The sequence below is a fragment of the Luteimonas sp. A537 genome (genome assembly GCF_054052065.1).
This window is the reverse complement of record NZ_JBSVRH010000001.1, coordinates 104074-120490: the sequence shown is the minus strand read 5'-3', so window position 1 is coordinate 120490 and position 16417 is coordinate 104074. Positions and strand designations below refer to the sequence as shown.

14 protein-coding genes are annotated in these 16417 nt (G+C 71.2%); 8 read left to right on the top strand and 6 right to left on the bottom strand.

The genetic code is table 11. The annotated features are described in order from the left end of the window. Window positions 1-39 precede the first annotated feature (39 nt). The 5 genes from ACW7GZ_RS00540 to ACW7GZ_RS00520 all read left to right on the top strand — a co-directional run bounded on the left by ACW7GZ_RS00540 (window position 40) and on the right by ACW7GZ_RS00520 (window position 4392). On the top strand, window positions 40-1266 hold the full coding sequence (locus tag ACW7GZ_RS00540) for a sensor histidine kinase (RefSeq protein WP_457001851.1): 1227 nt from the start codon (window positions 40-42) through the stop codon (window positions 1264-1266). Next, entirely contained in the window at window positions 1263-1934 is a 672-nt protein-coding gene (locus ACW7GZ_RS00535; RefSeq protein ID WP_457001853.1) for a response regulator, read from the top strand. The genes ACW7GZ_RS00540 and ACW7GZ_RS00535 overlap by 4 nt, the downstream gene beginning before the upstream one ends. 149 nt (window positions 1935-2083) lie before the next feature. Further along, the gene (locus tag ACW7GZ_RS00530) at window positions 2084-3256 is read left to right on the top strand and encodes a polyketide cyclase (RefSeq protein ID WP_457007272.1); all 1173 of its coding nucleotides are present in this window, start codon (window positions 2084-2086) and stop codon (window positions 3254-3256) included. Between the two features lie 82 nt (window positions 3257-3338). Continuing rightward, window positions 3339-3716, top strand: coding sequence for a DUF423 domain-containing protein (locus ACW7GZ_RS00525; RefSeq protein ID WP_457007270.1), 378 nt, complete (start codon window positions 3339-3341; stop codon window positions 3714-3716). A gap of 4 nt (window positions 3717-3720) precedes the next feature. Further along, a complete protein-coding gene (locus ACW7GZ_RS00520) occupies window positions 3721-4392 on the top strand; it encodes a DNA-3-methyladenine glycosylase family protein (RefSeq protein ID WP_457007268.1) in 672 nt (223 codons plus the stop codon). 270 nt (window positions 4393-4662) lie between these two features. Here ACW7GZ_RS00520 and mfd read toward each other — a convergent pair whose 3' ends face one another. The 3 genes from mfd to ACW7GZ_RS00505 all read right to left on the bottom strand — a co-directional run bounded on the left by mfd (window position 4663) and on the right by ACW7GZ_RS00505 (window position 9767). Beyond that, entirely contained in the window at window positions 4663-8178 is a 3516-nt protein-coding gene (mfd, locus tag ACW7GZ_RS00515; protein ID WP_457007266.1) for a transcription-repair coupling factor, read from the bottom strand. A 61-nt stretch (window positions 8179-8239) separates the two neighbouring features. Further along, window positions 8240-8815: an N-acetyltransferase family protein gene (locus ACW7GZ_RS00510; protein WP_457007264.1), complete on the bottom strand. Its 576-nt coding sequence runs from the start codon at window positions 8813-8815 to the stop codon at window positions 8240-8242. A gap of 94 nt (window positions 8816-8909) precedes the next feature. Then, window positions 8910-9767, bottom strand: a complete 858-nt coding sequence (locus ACW7GZ_RS00505; protein WP_457001863.1) for a 23S rRNA (adenine(2030)-N(6))-methyltransferase RlmJ — start codon at window positions 9765-9767, stop codon at window positions 8910-8912. Between the two features lie 41 nt (window positions 9768-9808). Between ACW7GZ_RS00505 and creB the strand changes: the two genes are divergently transcribed. The 3 genes from creB (at window position 9809) to creD (ending at window position 13414) form a co-directional block, all read left to right on the top strand. Then, window positions 9809-10549 (top strand): two-component system response regulator CreB, encoded by a 741-nt coding sequence (gene creB, locus ACW7GZ_RS00500; protein WP_457007262.1) that lies wholly within the window; start codon window positions 9809-9811, stop codon window positions 10547-10549. 5 nt (window positions 10550-10554) lie between these two features. Next, the gene (creC, locus tag ACW7GZ_RS00495; protein WP_457007260.1) at window positions 10555-11982 is read left to right on the top strand and encodes a two-component system sensor histidine kinase CreC; all 1428 of its coding nucleotides are present in this window, start codon (window positions 10555-10557) and stop codon (window positions 11980-11982) included. Window positions 11983-12070: 88 nt separating this feature from the next. After that, complete coding sequence (gene creD, locus ACW7GZ_RS00490; protein ID WP_457001868.1) at window positions 12071-13414, top strand: cell envelope integrity protein CreD; 1344 nt, start codon at window positions 12071-12073, stop codon at window positions 13412-13414. Window positions 13415-13424: 10 nt separating this feature from the next. Here creD and ACW7GZ_RS00485 read toward each other — a convergent pair whose 3' ends face one another. The 3 genes from ACW7GZ_RS00485 to ACW7GZ_RS00475 all read right to left on the bottom strand — a co-directional run bounded on the left by ACW7GZ_RS00485 (window position 13425) and on the right by ACW7GZ_RS00475 (window position 16362). Then, on the bottom strand, window positions 13425-13976 hold the full coding sequence (locus tag ACW7GZ_RS00485; protein WP_457001869.1) for a phosphatase PAP2 family protein: 552 nt from the start codon (window positions 13974-13976) through the stop codon (window positions 13425-13427). Beyond that, complete coding sequence (locus ACW7GZ_RS00480) at window positions 13954-15105, bottom strand: glycosyltransferase family 4 protein (RefSeq protein WP_457007258.1); 1152 nt, start codon at window positions 15103-15105, stop codon at window positions 13954-13956. Before ACW7GZ_RS00480 ends, ACW7GZ_RS00485 begins: the two co-directional genes overlap by 23 nt. A 114-nt stretch (window positions 15106-15219) precedes the next feature. Continuing rightward, a complete protein-coding gene (locus tag ACW7GZ_RS00475) occupies window positions 15220-16362 on the bottom strand; it encodes an OprO/OprP family phosphate-selective porin (RefSeq protein WP_457007256.1) in 1143 nt (380 codons plus the stop codon). Window positions 16363-16417: the final 55 nt, after the last annotated feature.

The following is a 16417-nucleotide window of genomic DNA, read 5'->3' as shown; positions in this document are numbered from 1 at the left end:
GACCGTAGCCCCGGGGGCGCTTGCGCCTACCATGCAGCCATGCTCCAGCGCTTCGACCACAACCGGCTGCTACGTTACGCGGGACTGTTCACCTGGGCGGTGATCGGCCTGCCACTGCTGCTGCTGACCATTCCCCAGACCGACCGCGAGGGCCTCTCCGTGCCGGCTGCCCCCGGCGCCATCCGCGCGTGGCTGGCGTGGGCGGTTTTCGGCGCCAGCTATGCCTGGTTGACGCGGGGCCTGGGGCGGCACCGGGTCGGGGCGGTGGACCGGGTGCTGCTGGCGGGCCTGGCCGGCGGCGCCATCGCGATCAGCTATTACAGCCAGAGCGGGCTGGGCAGCATCCTGTTGATGGTGGTGGCCAGCGTGCTGCCGTGGCTGCTTCCGGTCTGGCAGGGCGTGGCCCTGCTGGTGCTGTGCGAATTCGTGATCGTGCCGGTCTATGTGCGCGGCTTCGACTTTTCCTGGGGCGAAGCCATCCTGCAGGCCAGCCTCTACGTCGGCTTCACCGGTTTCGCTTTCGTCACCGGCCTGGTGGCCCGACAGCAGGCCCAGGCCCGTGACGAACAGCGCCGGCTGAATGCCGAGCTGCGCGCGACCCGGGCCCTGCTCGCGGAAAGCGTGCGCGTCAACGAGCGCACGCGGATCTCGCGCGAGCTGCATGACCTGCTCGGCCACCACCTGACCGCGCTCAGCCTGAACCTGGAGGTGGCCAACCACCTCACCAGCGGAAAGGCCCAGGAGCACGTGGGCCAGGCGCACACCCTGGCGCGGCTGCTGCTGTCCGACGTGCGCGAAGCGGTCAGCCAGATCCGCGGCAACGAGACCATCGACATGGCCGCCACCCTGGAGCCCCTGGTGGGCAACGTGCCGGGGCTGAAGGTCGAGATGCGGCTGCCGCGGCCGTTCCCGATGGAAGATCCCGAGCGTGCCCACGTGCTGCTGCGCTGCACCCAGGAAATCATCACCAACGCCGTGCGCCACGCGCAGGCGAACGTGCTGCAGCTGCAGTACCGGCTCGACCGCGGCGCGGTGTACCTGGTGGCCCGTGACGACGGTCGCGGCGCCGACGGCTTCACCGCCGGCAATGGCCTGCGCGGCATGCGCGAGCGACTGTCGGCGTATGGTGGCGAAGTCGACGCGGAGACCGCGCCGGGGCAGGGCTTCACCCTGCGCCTGCGGCTGCCCACCGACGACGTCCCAGACATCGCGATGCCCGTGGCGGGACCGCCCGCGGCGTCGTCAATCACCACGGAGGCTCCATGACCACCGGTACCAGCGATCCCCAGCGCGCCATCCGCGTGTGCCTGGTCGATGACCAGACCCTGGTACGCCAGGGCATCCGCTCCCTGCTCGCGCTTGATGGCGGCATCGAAGTGGTGGCCGAGGCCTTTGACGGCCGCCAGGCGGTGGAGATGATCCCGCAGGTCGCCCCGGATGTCGTGCTGATGGACATGCGCATGCCGGCGATGTCGGGCCTTGAGGCGCTGCAGGCGCTGTCACAGGCCGGGACCCTGCCGCCCACGATCATCCTCACCACCTTCGACGACGACCAGCTGGTGCTGGCCGGGCTCAAGGCGGGGGCCAAGGGCTACCTGCTCAAGGACGTATCGCTGGAGCAACTGGTGGGGGCCATCCGCACCGTGGCCGGCGGCGGCTCGCTGGTGCAGCCGGCGGTCACCCAGCGCCTGCTGTCGGGCCTGGAGCACATGCGCAACGATTTCGTCAGCCTCGACCGCCCGGATCCGCTGACCGATCGCGAGACCGAGATCCTGCGCCTGATGGCCTCGGGGTTCTCCAACAAGGAGATCGCGAACTCGCTGGGCGTGGCCGAAGGCACGATCAAGAACCACGTGTCCAACATCCTCAGCAAGCTCGGGGTGCGCGATCGCACGAGGGCGGTGCTCAAGGCTTTCGAGCTCCAACTGGTCTGAGTCGACGCGCGCGCGGTGGCCGCGGCGCACCCGCGAAGCCGGATATCGAAAAAAAGCGCGCTGCGAAGGTCGCGGCGGCGGCGGCAATCTTGCTAGGATTGCCGGTCTGCGCCCCGGCCTCGGCCGGTCCTGGTCCCGGAGAACCCTGAATGACCCGTTTTCTTGAGCTCCTGATTTCCCTGGCGATTGTCGCCGTGCTGTTCATCGTCGTCGGCGTGCTGCTGCCGTCCAGCCGTTCCCTGACCGAAAGCGTAGAGACCAATCGCAAGCCGGCGATCGTGTTCGACACGCTCAACAGCTTCAAGCGCTTCGACGACTGGCATCCCTTTGCGCTGGGCCAGGTCGCGCTGAACCGTTCGGGCCCGGATTCGGGCGTCGGCGCCCGCATCGACTACGACTCGGAAGTGTCGGGCGTGGGCAAGGGCAGCTGGGAGATCGTCGAGTCCGACCAGGACGCGCGCGTGGTCTACAAGATCGAGGACATCAAGCGCGGCTCCAACAAGCAGACCAGCTTCACACTGAAGCCGACCGGTCGCGGTGGCCGCAACATCGAGATCACCCAGCACTACAGCGTCGACTACGGCTGGAACCTGCTCGGTCGCTACGCTGGCCTGTATGTCAGCCGCAACACCGGCGACACCATCAAGCTCGGCCTTGGTCGCCTGAGCAACATGCTGGCCTCGGTGCCCAACTTCGACTACCGCGTGGAGGGCTCGACGCTGACCGGCCTCGAGCTCGCCGAGATCCCGGCCGAGAACCTGCTGGTGGTCAACGCCGGCGCGATCGAGCGCAACAACGACGTCATCAAGAAGGCGATGAAGGACAACGTCGAGTGGATCAACCGCACCATGGCCGAGAGCGATCTCGAGCCGATCGGTCCGGTGCGCATCGTGACCACCGAGTTCGCGAGTGCGACCTACACCTTCGACGTGGTCCAGGCCGTGCGCCGCAAGGGCACCGGTGCCGCCAATGACGATGCCAATGCCGCCGCGGACGACGAAGCCACGGGTGAAGGCGAGGATGGCGAGCAGGCACCTGCCGCCCCGGCCTTCGCGGTGACCGAATCGGAAGCCATCGACGAGGATTCGCTCAAGCTGCTGGGCCCGGTGACCTATGTCCGCAGCGAGCCGCTGTACGTGGTCCGCGGCGACTACAAGGGCTACATGGCCGAACTCGACGCTGCGCGCAACGCGACCCGCGCCTGGGCGCTGACCCAGGGCGAGGAAGCCATCGGCCGGCCGTACGAGTACTACGTCAACGGCATCGATGCCGCGTTCACCGCCGAAGGCCAGTTCAAGGTGTTCTGGAACCTGAAGCGCTGAGCCGCGAGGCCGGATGAATGATGTGCCACGCAGAACGCCGCATCCCTGGATGCGGCGTTCTGCTTTTACGGAGCAGCACGCGATGATCAATGCCGATTTCACCCAGGCGCGGCCTGCGGGCCTTCGATCCCTTGCTGCCGCGGGCGCGCTGCTGGCGGCGGTTGCGGTGGCGCTGGCCGCATACGCGTCGCATGCCGCGGGTCCGGAAGCCGGAATGCGCCTCGGCTTGGCCGCCGCGTTCGCCTTCGGCCACGGGCTGGCGCTGGCGGCGCTGGCGCCACGCGCGCGCGGACGCCTGGCCACGGCGGCCCTGTGGGCGCTGCTGCTGGGCGTGCTGCTGTTCGCGGGTTCGCTGGCCGGCGCACATTTCTTTGCTCTGCCGACGCGGTTGGCGCCGGCGGGCGGGAGCCTGATGATCCTCGGCTGGCTCGCCCACGCCGTCGCCGCGCTGCGAGGCTGAGGCGATGCCCCGGTTCTCGCGAGGCTACGACACCCTCGAGGCGGAAGCCTGGCTGGCGCGCCGCGACCGCCGCCTGGGCACCTGGATCCGGCGCCTGGGTCCGATCGACCCTGATCCGAGGTGGCGGCGTAAGTTCGACCCGGTCGATGCGCTGGCGCGGGCGATCCTGTTCCAGCAACTCAGCGGCAAGGCGGCCTCGACGATCGTGGGGCGGGTCGAGGCGGCCATCGGCAGCGCGCGCCTGCACAGCGACACCCTCGGCCGCATCGACGATGCGACCCTGCGCGCCTGCGGCGTCTCCGGCAACAAGGCCCTGGCCCTGCGCGACCTGGCGGCACGCGAGGCCCGGGGGGAGATTCCCGACCTGCGGCGGATGTCGGTCATGGACGCCGACGCCATCGTCGCGGCGCTGGTGCCGATCCGCGGCATCGGCCGCTGGACGGTCGAGATGATGCTGATGTTCCGCCTTGGCCGCCCGGACGTGCTGCCGGTCGACGACCTGGGCATCCGCAAGGGTGCCCAACTGGTGGATCGCACGGAGGACATGCCCAAGCCGCGCGAGCTCGCGGCCCGGGGCGAGCGCTGGGGGCCGTACCGCACGCATGCGGGTCTGTACCTGTGGCGCATCGCCGACTCCGCCGCTACCGCCACCCCGACCAATCGCTCGCAGGGCTGATGCGGAAGCCTTTGCCACGGATTTGCGCGGATAGGGGCGGATTTACACGGATAGGGCAGAAGCTTTTCAGGCACGGATTTACGCGGATTACGCGGATATGGATCAGGCCAACGTGTTGCCCCTGGGCTCATCCAGCCCGCCTCGTCCAGTAACCGTTTGGAAGAAGGGAGCCCCGTACGGAGCGCCTTGCCCGCGCTGGCCCCGCTCCAATCCGCGTAAATCCGTGGCAAAAGCTTTTGCTATCGCCGCCATGGCCCCTCCCGCCGCGGGTCAGCGGCTGGGCGCGAGGACGGACAGCAGGCCGCGGGCGGCCTGGAGGCGCTCCTCCGGCGTCGGCAGTTCCAGGGTGAGGCGGAGCTTGTCGGGGCCGTCCATGCGGTAGTTCTTCGGCTGGCCCTGGACCAGGTTGATGATTGCCATCGGATCGATCGACGGCTTCTCGACGAACTGCACCCGCCCGCCGCTGGCGCCGATGTCGATCTTGCGGATGCCCAGGTCGGTTGCCCGCTGCTTCAGCTCGGCGATCGCGAACAGGTATTTTACCGGGTCGGGCAGCAGGCCGAAGCGGTCGATCATCTCCACCTGCAGCTCGCGCAGCGCCTCGGCGTCGCGGGCCGAGCTGATGCGCTTGTACAGCGTCAGTCGCGCATGCACGTCGGGCAGGTAATCGTCCGGGATCAGGGCCGGCGTGTGCAGCTCGACCTCGGCGCCGCGCGCGGCGGTGCCGTCGACGTCGGGCAGCTCGCCGCGCTTGATCGAACGCACCGCGCGCTCCAGCAGTTCGGTATAGAGGCTGAAGCCGACCTCGGCCATCTGTCCGCTCTGGTCCTCGCCCAGCAGCTCACCCGCGCCGCGGATCTCGAGGTCGTGGGTGGCGAGCGTGAAGCCGGCGCCCAGCTCGTCCATCGATGCGATCACGTCCAGGCGCTTGCGCGCGTCCGAGGTGATCGAGCGCTTGTCCGGGATCACCAGGTAGGCATAGGCGCGGTGGTGCGAACGTCCGACGCGGCCGCGCAGCTGGTGCAGCTGTGCCAGGCCGAACTTGTCGGCGCGGTTGATGATGATGGTGTTGGCATTGGGGATGTCGATGCCGGATTCGATGATGGTCGAAGCCAGTAGCACGTTGAAGCGCTGCTTCTGGAAGTCGAGCATCACGCGTTCCAGCTCTCGCTCGGGCATCTGCCCGTGGGCCACGCCGATGCGCGCCTCGGGCACCAGCTCCTGCAGCTGGCGCAGCATGCGGCCGATCGACTCGACGTCGTTGTGGAGGAAGAACAGCTGGCCGCCGCGCGCGAGCTCGCGGTCGAAGGCCTCGCGCAGCTGGGCATCGTCCCAGGGCACGACGAAGGTCTGCACCGCCAGCCGGTTGGTCGGGGCGGTGGCGATGATCGACAGGTCGCGCAGCCCGGCCATGGCCATGTTGAGCGTGCGCGGGATCGGGGTGGCGGTGAGCGTGAGCAGGTGCACGTTGGCGCGCAGCGCCTTCAGCGCCTCCTTCTGGCGCACGCCGAAGCGCTGCTCCTCGTCCACGATCACAAGCCCGAGGTCCTTGAAGCGCACGTCCTTCTGCAGCAGGCGGTGGGTGCCGACGATGACGTCGATCGTGCCCTCGGCGACCTTCTCCAGCTCGGCCTTGATCTCCTTGGTGCTCTTGAAGCGCGACAGCACCTCGACCCGGATCGGCCAGTCGGCGAAGCGGTCGGCGAAGTTGCGGTAGTGCTGCTCGGCCAGCAGCGTGGTCGGCACCAGCACCGCGACCTGCTTGCCGGCGGCGGCGGTGGCGAACGCCGCGCGCACCGCGACCTCGGTCTTGCCGAAGCCGACGTCGCCGCAGACCACGCGGTCCATCGGCTGCGAGGACTGCAGGTCGCGCAGCACGGCCTCGATGGCGGCGTGCTGGTCGGGCGTTTCCTCGAACGGGAAGGTGGCCGCGAAGGGCTCGTACATGCCGCGGTCGACGTCGATCGCGAGTCCGGCGCGGGCCTGGCGCTTGGCCTGGATCTCCAGGAGTTCCGCTGCGACGTCGCGGACCTTCTCGGCCGCCTTGCGCTTGGCCTTGGTCCACTGTTCGCCGCCCAGCGAATGCAGCGGCGCGGTCTCCGGCGAGGCGCCGGAGTAGCGGCTGATCAGGTGCAGCTGCGCGACCGGCACGTACAGGCGGTCGCCCTTGGCGTATTCGATCTCCAGGTACTCGGCGGGCATGCCGCCGGCTTCCAGCGTCACCAGCCCGCGGTAGCGGCCGACGCCGTGGTCCTCGTGCACGATCGGCGAGCCTTCGGACAGCTCGCCGAGGTCGCGGATGATCGCTTCGGGCTCGCGGCCGACGCGCTTGCGGTGGCGTGGCTGCGTCGCGCGCTCGGGGAACAGCTGGCGCTCGGTGAGCACTACCAGCGGCTCGCCGCCGCCGGCCGCGTCGCCGTCAAGCGCGAAGCCGTCCTCCAGCGGCGCGACCGCGATCGCGAAGCGCGCGACGCCGGTGGCGAAGCTGCGGAAGTCGGGCAGCACCTGCGGCCGCAGGGCGGCGGCGTCGAGCACCTCCAGCAGGGCTTCGCGACGGCCGGCGCTGTCGGCCGACACCAGCACGCGGCCCGGATAGCTGCCGAGGAAGTCCTTCAGCGGCGCGGCGGCGGCGTCGTGGCGCGCGGCCACCGGGAGTTCCGGCGCGGGCTGCTCGCCCAGGCGCGCGGCCTCGGCGTGGCGCGGATGGTCGGCGCCCGCGAGCTCGATCCGCGGCGCGTCGTTGAAGCGCGCGCGCAGTTCGTCCGGCGCCAGCCATAGCGCGCCAGGCGGCAGCACGGGATGCTCGACGTCGTGGCGCCGCTGCTCGTGGCGTTGCTCCGCCTGGGCCCAGAAGTGATCGGCCGCGGCCGGCGCGCCCTCGTCCACCAGCGGCAGGGTGGCCTCGCCCAGATAGTCGAACAGGGTGGCGGTGGCGCCGTCGGGGAAGAACAGCGGCAGGTAGTACTCGATGCCCGCCGGCGCCGCGCCGGCCTTCAGGTCCTGGAACAGCGCGCTGCGCCGGGTGTCGATGTCGAAGCGTTCGCGCAGCGCGTCCAGGGCCCGCCCGCGCGATGCCTCGTCGAGCGGGACCTCGCGGCCGGGCATCAGCTGGATCGCCTGGACCTTGTCCAGCGAGCGCTGGCTCTCGGGGTCGAAGACGCGGATGGTGTCGATCTCGTCGTCCAGCAGCTCGACCCGGAACGGCGCCGCCTCGCCCATCGGATAGACGTCGAGCAGGGCGCCGCGCACTGCGAAATCGCCGGGATCGTAGACCTGCGGCACGTTGCGGTAGCCGGCCGCGTGCAGGCGGCGCTTCTCGGCGTCGAGGTCCAGGCGCTGGCCCACGCGCAGGTCGAAGCTGTTGCCGATGACGTAGGACAGCGGCGGCAGGCGCTGCATCAGCGTCTGCACCGGCACCACCAGCACGCCGCGCGTCATCGTCGGCAGCCGGCGCAGGGTGGCCAGGCGCTGCGAGACGATTTCCGGGTGCGGGCTGAAGCGGTCGTAGGGCAGGGTCTCCCAGTCGGGGAAGCCAAGCACCGGCAGCGTGGGGTCGGCGCCGAGGAGCGTCTGCAGGTCGGCCTCTATCTGGGTCGCCGCATGGTTGTCGCGCGCCACCGCCAGCAGCACGCCGTCGTGGGCGCGCGCGGCCGCGGCCACGAACCAGGCCAGCGCCGAGCGCGAGGCCGGTGCGCGCCACCACGCCCGCGGGCGCCCGGGACCGGGCAGCGGGGGACGGGGCAGCAGGAGGGGGGCGGAGCTGGCTGGGGGAGTCTTGTCGGTCATTCAACGCGCGGAAAGGCGGCGGCGCCAACGGCGTGGCGCCGCCGGTGCGAGGGCGCGCAGTTTAACCCGTGGTCCTGTCGACGCCGGCAACCGGCGTGGTCGCGGCCAAGGGCAGGCGCAGGCGAACGAAGCCCGGGTCGGCGCCCTCGACCAGCTCGAAGCCCATGGAGCGCGCCAGGTCCAACAGGGGACCGTTGTCCTCGAGCACGTCGCCGTGCACCGCATCGAGCCGCTTGCCGCGCGCCCAGCGCGCGACGCGGCGCATGAGGTGGCGGCCGAGCCCCATGCCGGCGACGTTGCGCCCGACGAGGATCGCGAACCGCGCCTCGCGCGTGCCGGGGACCACGGCGGCGTGGGCCAGGCCGGAGAGCATCGCCTCGCCCGGCGGCAGCGGCTCGGACACGACCAGGGTGAAGGCGGTGCGCGCATCGGGCTGGGCGAGGCGCATGGCCTCTTCCGCGCCCATGGCATCGGCGCCGGCAAGCAGGTGGCGACCGAGTTCCCCGGGCTCCATCAGCTCGAAGCCGGCACGGAGCACGGGCGCATCCTCGGAGCGGATGGGGCGGATCAGGACGTCACGGCCGTTGCCGAGGCGGATCTCCTCGTGCCACGGCGGAAGGCGGTTTCTTGCGACCATGGAGCGGATGCTGTCACGGTCGAAGTGAAGCCGGCCTCTACATCCCGGCCCCGACGGCCGGCAGCGGCGTGCATGCGGCCGCGCCCGGTGGGGTTCAGGGGGGGCTGCGCAGCCAGTGCAGGCGCGCGCTCGCGCCGCGTTCGCCCAGGGCCCGGGCCAGGGCTGCCAGCGCCGGCTCCAGCACGGCGTCCAACTGCCATGGCGGATTGACCACCATGAGGCCGCTGCCGTTCATGCGCAGCGGCGAGTCGTCCGGGCGCACCATCAGTTCGGCCAGCAGCGCGGACTTCGCCGGCAGGTCGGCGGCGCGGCGCTGGAACGGCCCAAGCGTGCGCCGCAGCTTGATCGGGTACCAGAGCGCGAACACGCCCTGCGGGAAGCGCCGCAGGCCGTCGCGGATCGCGGCCAGGGAATCATCGAACTCGGCCAACTGGCTTTCGTAGGGCGGGTCGACCAGCACCAGGCCGCGCCCGATGCGGGTGTCGCCGTCCCGCGGCGGCAGCAGGGCGCGCATGGCGGCATAGCCGTCGCCGGCCTGCACGCGCACGCGGCGGTCGTCGGCGAAGGTGGCGCCCAGGACCTTGACTTCCTCCGGCTGCAGTTCGCAGCAGGCGATGCGGTCGTCGGCGCGCAGCGCGTGCGCGAGCAGCCATGGCGAGCCCGGGTAGGCATCGGCGCCGTGCAACTGGCGGCAGGCGCGGACGGCGTCCAGGTAGCGGCGCAGCAGCGGGTCCTTCGGCGTCTCGGCGAACAGGCGGGCGATGCCGTCGTCGGCCTCGCCGGTGCGCTTCGCGCTGGCGCCGGCAAGGTGGTACAGGCCGCGGCCGGCGTGGGTGTCGAGCGCGAACAGCGGCGCCGGCTTGGCCACCAGTGCATCGCACAGGGCCAGCAGGACGACGTGCTTGAGGACGTCGGCGTGGTTGCCGGCGTGGAAGGCGTGGCGGTAATTCATCGGCGAAGGATACCGGTCCTGCGCCGGCCCGCGGCCCCGGTATGCTGCGCGCCATGCCCGCGCACGCGCCGACGACGCCATCCACCCTGCTGCTGGTCGAGGACGATCCGGCGATTGCCGAGGCCGTGCTTTACGCCCTGCGGGCCGAGGGCCACGTGGTCGAGCATCTTCTGCTGGGTGGCGGCGTCGCCGCACGGGTGCGCGCCGGCGGCATCGACCTTGTGCTGCTCGACGTCGGCCTGCCGGACATCGGCGGCTTCGAGGTCTGCCGGCAGCTGCGCGCCTTCAGCGCGGTGCCGGTGGTGTTCCTGACCGCGCGCGGCGACGAGGTCGACCGGGTGCTGGGCCTGGAGCTGGGCGCGGACGACTACATCGCCAAGCCGTTCTCCCTGCGCGAACTGGCGGCGCGCGTGCGGGCGCGATTGCGGCGGCATCCGGCGGCCGCAGACGGGCGCGGGGCGCAGGCCGAGTCCGCCCTTGCACCCGCCAGGCATGGCCGCTTCGAACACGATCCCGCCGCGCGCCGGGTCCGTTTCACGGGCGTACTGCTGGACCTGACCCGCTACGAATACGCCCTGCTCGCCGAGCTGCTGCGCCGCCCCGGCGCCATCCTCAGTCGCGCGCAGCTGCTCGACCGCGCCTGGGACGACGCCCTCGACAGCGGCGAACGCACCGTCGATACCCACGTCAAGACGCTGCGCGGCAAGCTGCGCGCGGTCGACGCCGGCGCCGAACCGGTGCGCACGCATCGCGGCATCGGCTATTCGCTGGACGTGGACTGAGTCCGGTGCGCATCGGCCTGCGCATCCTGTTGGGCTATTTCCTGATCGTGGCGCTGGCGGCGCTGCTGCTGGGCCAGGTGTTCCTGCGCGAGGTGAAGCCCGGCGTGCGCCAGGCGATGGAGGACACCCTGGTGGATACCGCCAACGTGCTGGCCGAACTCGCCACCGACGACCTGCTGTCGGGCCGCATCGATGACGGCCGCTTCGCGACCCGCATCCGGGCGCTGGCAGGGCGCGACATCGGCGCCGGCATCTGGGGCTTCGAGAAGCGCGACGTGAACTATCGGGTGACGGTGACCGACGACCGCGGCATCGTGGTGTTCGATTCCGCCGGCCGCGACCTGGGCGCCGACTACTCGCGCTGGAACGACGTCCACCTGACCCTGCGCGGGCGCTACGGCGCGCGCTCCACGCGCAGCGACCCGGATGACGACGCCAGCTCGGTGATGCACGTCGCCGCGCCGATCCGCGACGGCGCGCGCATCGCCGGCGTGCTCACCGTGTCCAAGCCCAACCGTGCGATGGCGCCGTTCATCGCCCGCAGCGAAGCGGTGATCCTGCGCTGGGGCCTGGTGTTGCTGGGCAGCGCGCTGCTGGTGGGCCTGTCCGCGGCCTGGTGGCTCTCGCGCCAGCTCGGCGGCCTGCGCGGCTATGCCGACGCGGTCACCGCCGGGCGGCGCGCGGTGCTGCCGCGCTCGGCGGGCGAGTTCGCCGACCTCGGGCGCGCGCTGCAGACCATGCGCGAACGCCTCGAAGATCGCCGCTACGTCGAGCGCTACGTGCACACGCTGACCCACGAGCTGAAGTCGCCGCTGGCGGCGATCCGCGGCTCGGCCGAGCTGCTTGAGTCACCGCTGCCCGAAGCCGACCGCCGGCGCTTCGCCGCCAACATCGGCGCCCAGAGCGAACGCATGGCCGCAATGATCGACAAGCTGCTGGCGCTGGCCGCGGTGGAGCACCGCCAGCGCATCGAGGATCCGGCGCCGGTGGACCTGGCGTCGATCGCGCGCGATGTCGCTGAAGCAGTCGCGCCCCGGCTGCGTGCCGATGGCGTCGTGCTCGAACTCGAGGCCGATGAACCGCTGCCCTCGCCGGTCGGGGATGCGTTCCTGCTGCGCCAGGCGCTGGAGAACCTGGTCGACAACGCGATCGCGTTCTCGCCGCGCGGCGGCAGGGTCTTGCTGGCGCTGCGCGCGCGCGACGGCGGCGTGGCGGTGGACGTTTCCGACGACGGCCCGGGCGTCCCGGACTACGCGCTGGACCAAGTGTTCGAGCGCTTCTATTCGCTGTCGCGCCCGGGCGATGCCGGCCGCAGCAGCGGCATCGGCCTGACCTTCGTCGCCGAGGTCGCCAAGCTGCATGGTGGCCGGGCGTCGCTGCGGAATCGCGACGGCGGCGGTGCGCTTGCCGGCATCGAACTGCCCGCTGGCTGATCGCCGACTTCACACTCGCCTCACCGTCACCCCGCACTCCACACACGCTGTCCCGCCAGGCTGCCCGCACTTCCCGGGAGGACTGGACATGAGACTGTGGTTGAAGATCCTGATGGTTGCGGCGATGACGCTCGCCATCCTGGTGCCGCTGGCGATGGTGGGCGGCGTGGTGGAGGAACGGCAGTCACGACGCGCGGAAGCGGTGGCGAGCATCGCGGCCAGCTTCGGCGGCCGCCAGGTGGTGTCGGGGCCGGTGCTGGTGGTGCCCTATACCGAGAACGTGCGCGAGCAGGTGGCCGACGCCGCCGGCGTCATGCGCACCACGCTGCGGCGGCGCACGCGGCACTGGACGTTCTTCCCCGAGACCCTGGTGGTGGACGGTGAACTGGTGCCCGAGACCCGCAGGCGCGGCCTGCACGAGGTCCGCGTCTACCAGTGGCAGGGCGCGGTGCAGGCGCGCTTCGACGCAAGCGTTCCCGATGACGGGCCCGAGGGCGCCGAGCGAAGCATCGGCGAACCCTGGCTGGCCTTCGGCATCGCCGACGTGCGCGGCCTGCGCGAATTGCCGCGGATGCAGTTCGGTGGTCGTGCGCTGCCGCTGGCGCAGGGCATCGGCCACGAGGACGGTCCCGGCGTGCATGCGCGCCTGCCGGCCCCGGCGGCGGGCGCACGGCTCGCCTTCGAGACCCGGCTGGACATTGAACTGCGTGGCACCGAGTCATTCGCGATGATGCCGCTGGCGCGCGACAACGACCTGCGCCTGCGCTCGAGCTGGCCGCATCCGCGCTTCGAAGGGCTGTCGCCGGTGCACGACCGCGACGGCGCCGGCTTCCGCGCGCAGTGGAAGGTGGCGTCGCTCGCCACCGACGCCCAGCGCCGCTATCGCCGGCATGCGTCATTGGGCGACGCCGGTCCGTCGCTGCACTGGAGCCCGGATCCCGACGCCGCCGGCATCACCCTGGTCGACCCGGTGAACGCCTACCTGCAGGCCGAGCGGGCGACCAAATACGGCGTGCTGTTCGTGCTGCTGACCTTCGTCGCCTTCTTCATGTTCGAGCTGATCCGCCAGCAGCCGATCCACCCGATCCAGTACGGACTGGTGGGCCTGGCGATCGCGATCTTCTTCCTGCTGCTGGTCAGCCTGGGCGAGCACATCCCGTTCGGGTTCGCCTACCTGTCGGCGGCGGCCGCGTGCATCGGGCTGATCGGCTTCTACCTTGCGGCGGTGCTCGGTGGTGCGATGCGCGGCGCGGGCTTCGCGGCGATGCTGGCCCTGCTCTATGCGGCCCTCTATGGCCTGCTGGTCTCCGAGGACAATGCGCTGGTGCTGGGTGCCGGCCTGCTGTTCGTGGTGCTGGCGGCGATCATGGTCCTCACACGCCGGATCGACTGGTACCGCGTGGGCGCGGCGCTGCCGTCCTCGGGCCGCTGAACGCGTGCGCTCAGGACAGGCCCGGAACGTGCGAACCCAGCCACAGCGCGCCGCCGCCGAGCAGCGAGCCGATCACGGTGGCGGCAAGCACGTCGCTGGGCCAGTGCAGGCCCAGCACCACGCGCGACAGGGCGACCATCGCGGTGAACGGCAGCAGCAGCCAGGCCAGCGGCGGGTAGTAGGCCAGGGCGACGATGGTGAAGGCGACCGCGTGCAGGGTGTGGCCCGACGGGAAGCTGAACTCGTCCAGCGGCGCGATCCAGGCGCGGATGCGGACGTCGGCGGCATAGGGCCGCGGGCGCCGCGTCCAGCGTTTGAGCCCCTTGTACAGCAGCAGCGCGACGGCGCCGGTGGCGGCCATGTGCGCCGAGGCGCGCAGGCCGTCCAGGCCATCCACCAGCACCATCGCCGCCATCAGCAGGTACCAGGCCACCCCGTCGCCGGCGCGGCTGACCGCTGCGAAGACGCGAAGCACGCCGCTGCGCGCGCACCAGCCGTTGGTGCGCAGGCAGAGGAAACTGTCGGCCCAAAGCCGGCGGTCATGCGAGGGCAGGGTGGACATCGGCGTGGCTCCGGTCGCGGGCGATTCCCCGCAGGATGGCGTCGAAATCGGCGGCGACCTGGGCCGGCCGCAGCGGCTGCACCGCCATGCGCGCGCCCTGGCCCATGTCGCGACGCGAACGGTCCTCGAGCGAAAGCCGGCAGGCGGCATCGATGAAGGCGGCTTCGTCGTGCAGCTCGATCGCCGCGCCGTGCAGCCCGTGGCGCAGGTGTTCGGCGGCGGCGCCGTAGCGGAAGGCGACGGTCGCCACGCCGCTGGCCATGGCCTCGATGGTGACGTTGCCGAAGGTCTCGGAGAGGCTCGGGAACAGGAACAGGTCGGCGCTGGCGAAGTGGCGGGCAAGGTCGTCGCCGCGCTGCAGGCCGCAGTAGATGAAGTCCGGGTTGGCCTCGCGGATCCGCGCGAGCTCGGGGCCTTCGCCCACCCAGACGAAGCGCGCGTCCGGCCGCAGTTCCTGCAGCCTGCGGAAGGCGCGGACCGCGAGGTCGAGGTTCTTTTCCGCGGCCACTCGGCCGATGTAGGCCACGGCGAGGTCGTCGGGGCCCAGGCCCCAGCGGGCGCGCAGCGCGACGTCGCGGTGCGCCGGGTCGAAGCGCCGGGTGTCGACCGCGCGCGGCAGGTGCACCACGTGTTCGAAGTCCAGGCGTCCAAGCTCGGCGCACAGCTCCCTGGTCGGTACCAGGGTGGCGGCGGAGCCGTTGTGGAAGCGCCGCATCCAGGCCAGCGCGAGCGGCTGCATGAACGCCACGCCGTAGTCGCGCATGTAGTGGTCGAAGCGGGTGTGGAAGCCCGAGGCCACGGGGATGCCGAGCGCCTTGGCGGCGCGCATCGCCGACCAGCCCAGCGGGCCCTCGGTGGCGATGTACACCGCGTCGGGGCGCTGCCGGCGCCAGCGGCGGCGAAGCTTCGCGACCGAGGGCAGGCCAAAGCGCAGGCCGGCGTAGAACGGCACCCGGACGCCGCGGGCCAGCACGTGGCCGGCGGCCCCGGTTTCACCCCGATGCTGCCGCGGGCGCACGACCTCGACCTCGTGGCCGCGGGCGCGGAGTCCGCGCTCCAGCTCCTGCACGGTGAGCGCTACGCCGTTGACTTCGGGCGGATAGGTCTCGGTGACGATGGTGTAGTGCATGCGGGGCTCCGGTTTGACCGAAGCCTGGCGCCTGGCGGTGTCGCGCCTGTTGCAGGAATATGACCGCGGTGTGACCCGGTTCGATGCGTGCCGCGGGCCCGCGCGCGAGTCGCGCTACCAGTGCAGCTGCACCCGCGCTTCGACGATCGACGGGTCGTCGCTGACCACGGCGCCGCTGGCGGCGTCCGTGCGGCGGCTGGCGACGTCGACGTAGTTCAGGGCCAGCTTGGCGTTGCTGCGCCAGTACCAGTTGACGCCCACGGTCCAGGCCTCCATGCGGCCGCCGCGCACGGCGCCGTCGTCCAGGTCGAGCTGGTCGTAGCGAAGTCCCAGCTGCCAGAGCCCGCTGTCGCCCACCTGGGTGCGCGGCAGGCCGCCGCGGTAGTCCCAGGTGGTACCGCCCGGTGTCCACATCGCGCTGGCGTAGCCGCCGCTGGTGTCGTAGGCGGATGCATCGATGCGATCGCCGCGGGCGAGGAAGTACTCGCCCTGCAGCTTCAGCGGGCCGCGGATCCACAGCGCCTCGAGTCCGGTGGTGGCCAGGCGGTCGACGTCGGCCATCGGACCGCTGTCGACCAGGCGTTCGGCGAAGTCGGCGTTAGGGCGCGCGCGCAGGCGCAGCTGGTCGCTGTCGGTATCGCGGTCGACGTGGCTGAGGCCGAGATGCAGCACCTGGCCTTCGTCGCGGACCGGTGCCCACCAGGTGCGCAGGCCGTAGCCCGCACCGTGGGCATCGTGGTCGAGGTTGCGTCCGAACCAGCCCAGCGTGGCGCCGTGGCTGCCGGCGTCGTAGCTCCAGGTCGCGCCCAGGCGGCGGCCGGTGGCGAAGGTGCCGGTGGCGGCGGCCTTGGCGATGAAGTCGTTGTTCTTGGCCGAGGACAGTTCTTCCAGTCCGTTGAGTTGCTTGGACTGGCCGAGCAGCAGGGTATGGCTGGGGCCGTCGTCGCCGCCGAAGCGCCAGGACAGGTTGTTGTCGAGGTAGCTTTCGCCTTCGACGTCGTAGCCCAGCACCCAGGACAGGTTGCCGGGGCCGCTGCCCTTGAGCACCAGTTCGAAGCGGCGCACGCCGGTGGCGCGGTCGCGGCCGTCGTCGCGGCCGTCCAGGTCCATCAGGTCATTGTCGAACCAGTAGCCGTCGACCTGGAACATGCCTTCGAATGCGACGTCGGAGCCGGCGACGGTGCCCAGCGGGATCTCGGCGTGGGCGGGAAGGCAGCAGGCGGCGGCCAGGGCGATCGGCAGCAACAGGAATTTCATCGGGACGTCACGATCCGGTCATCAGGGGGGGGCGATGGAGTTTAACGCGCGCACC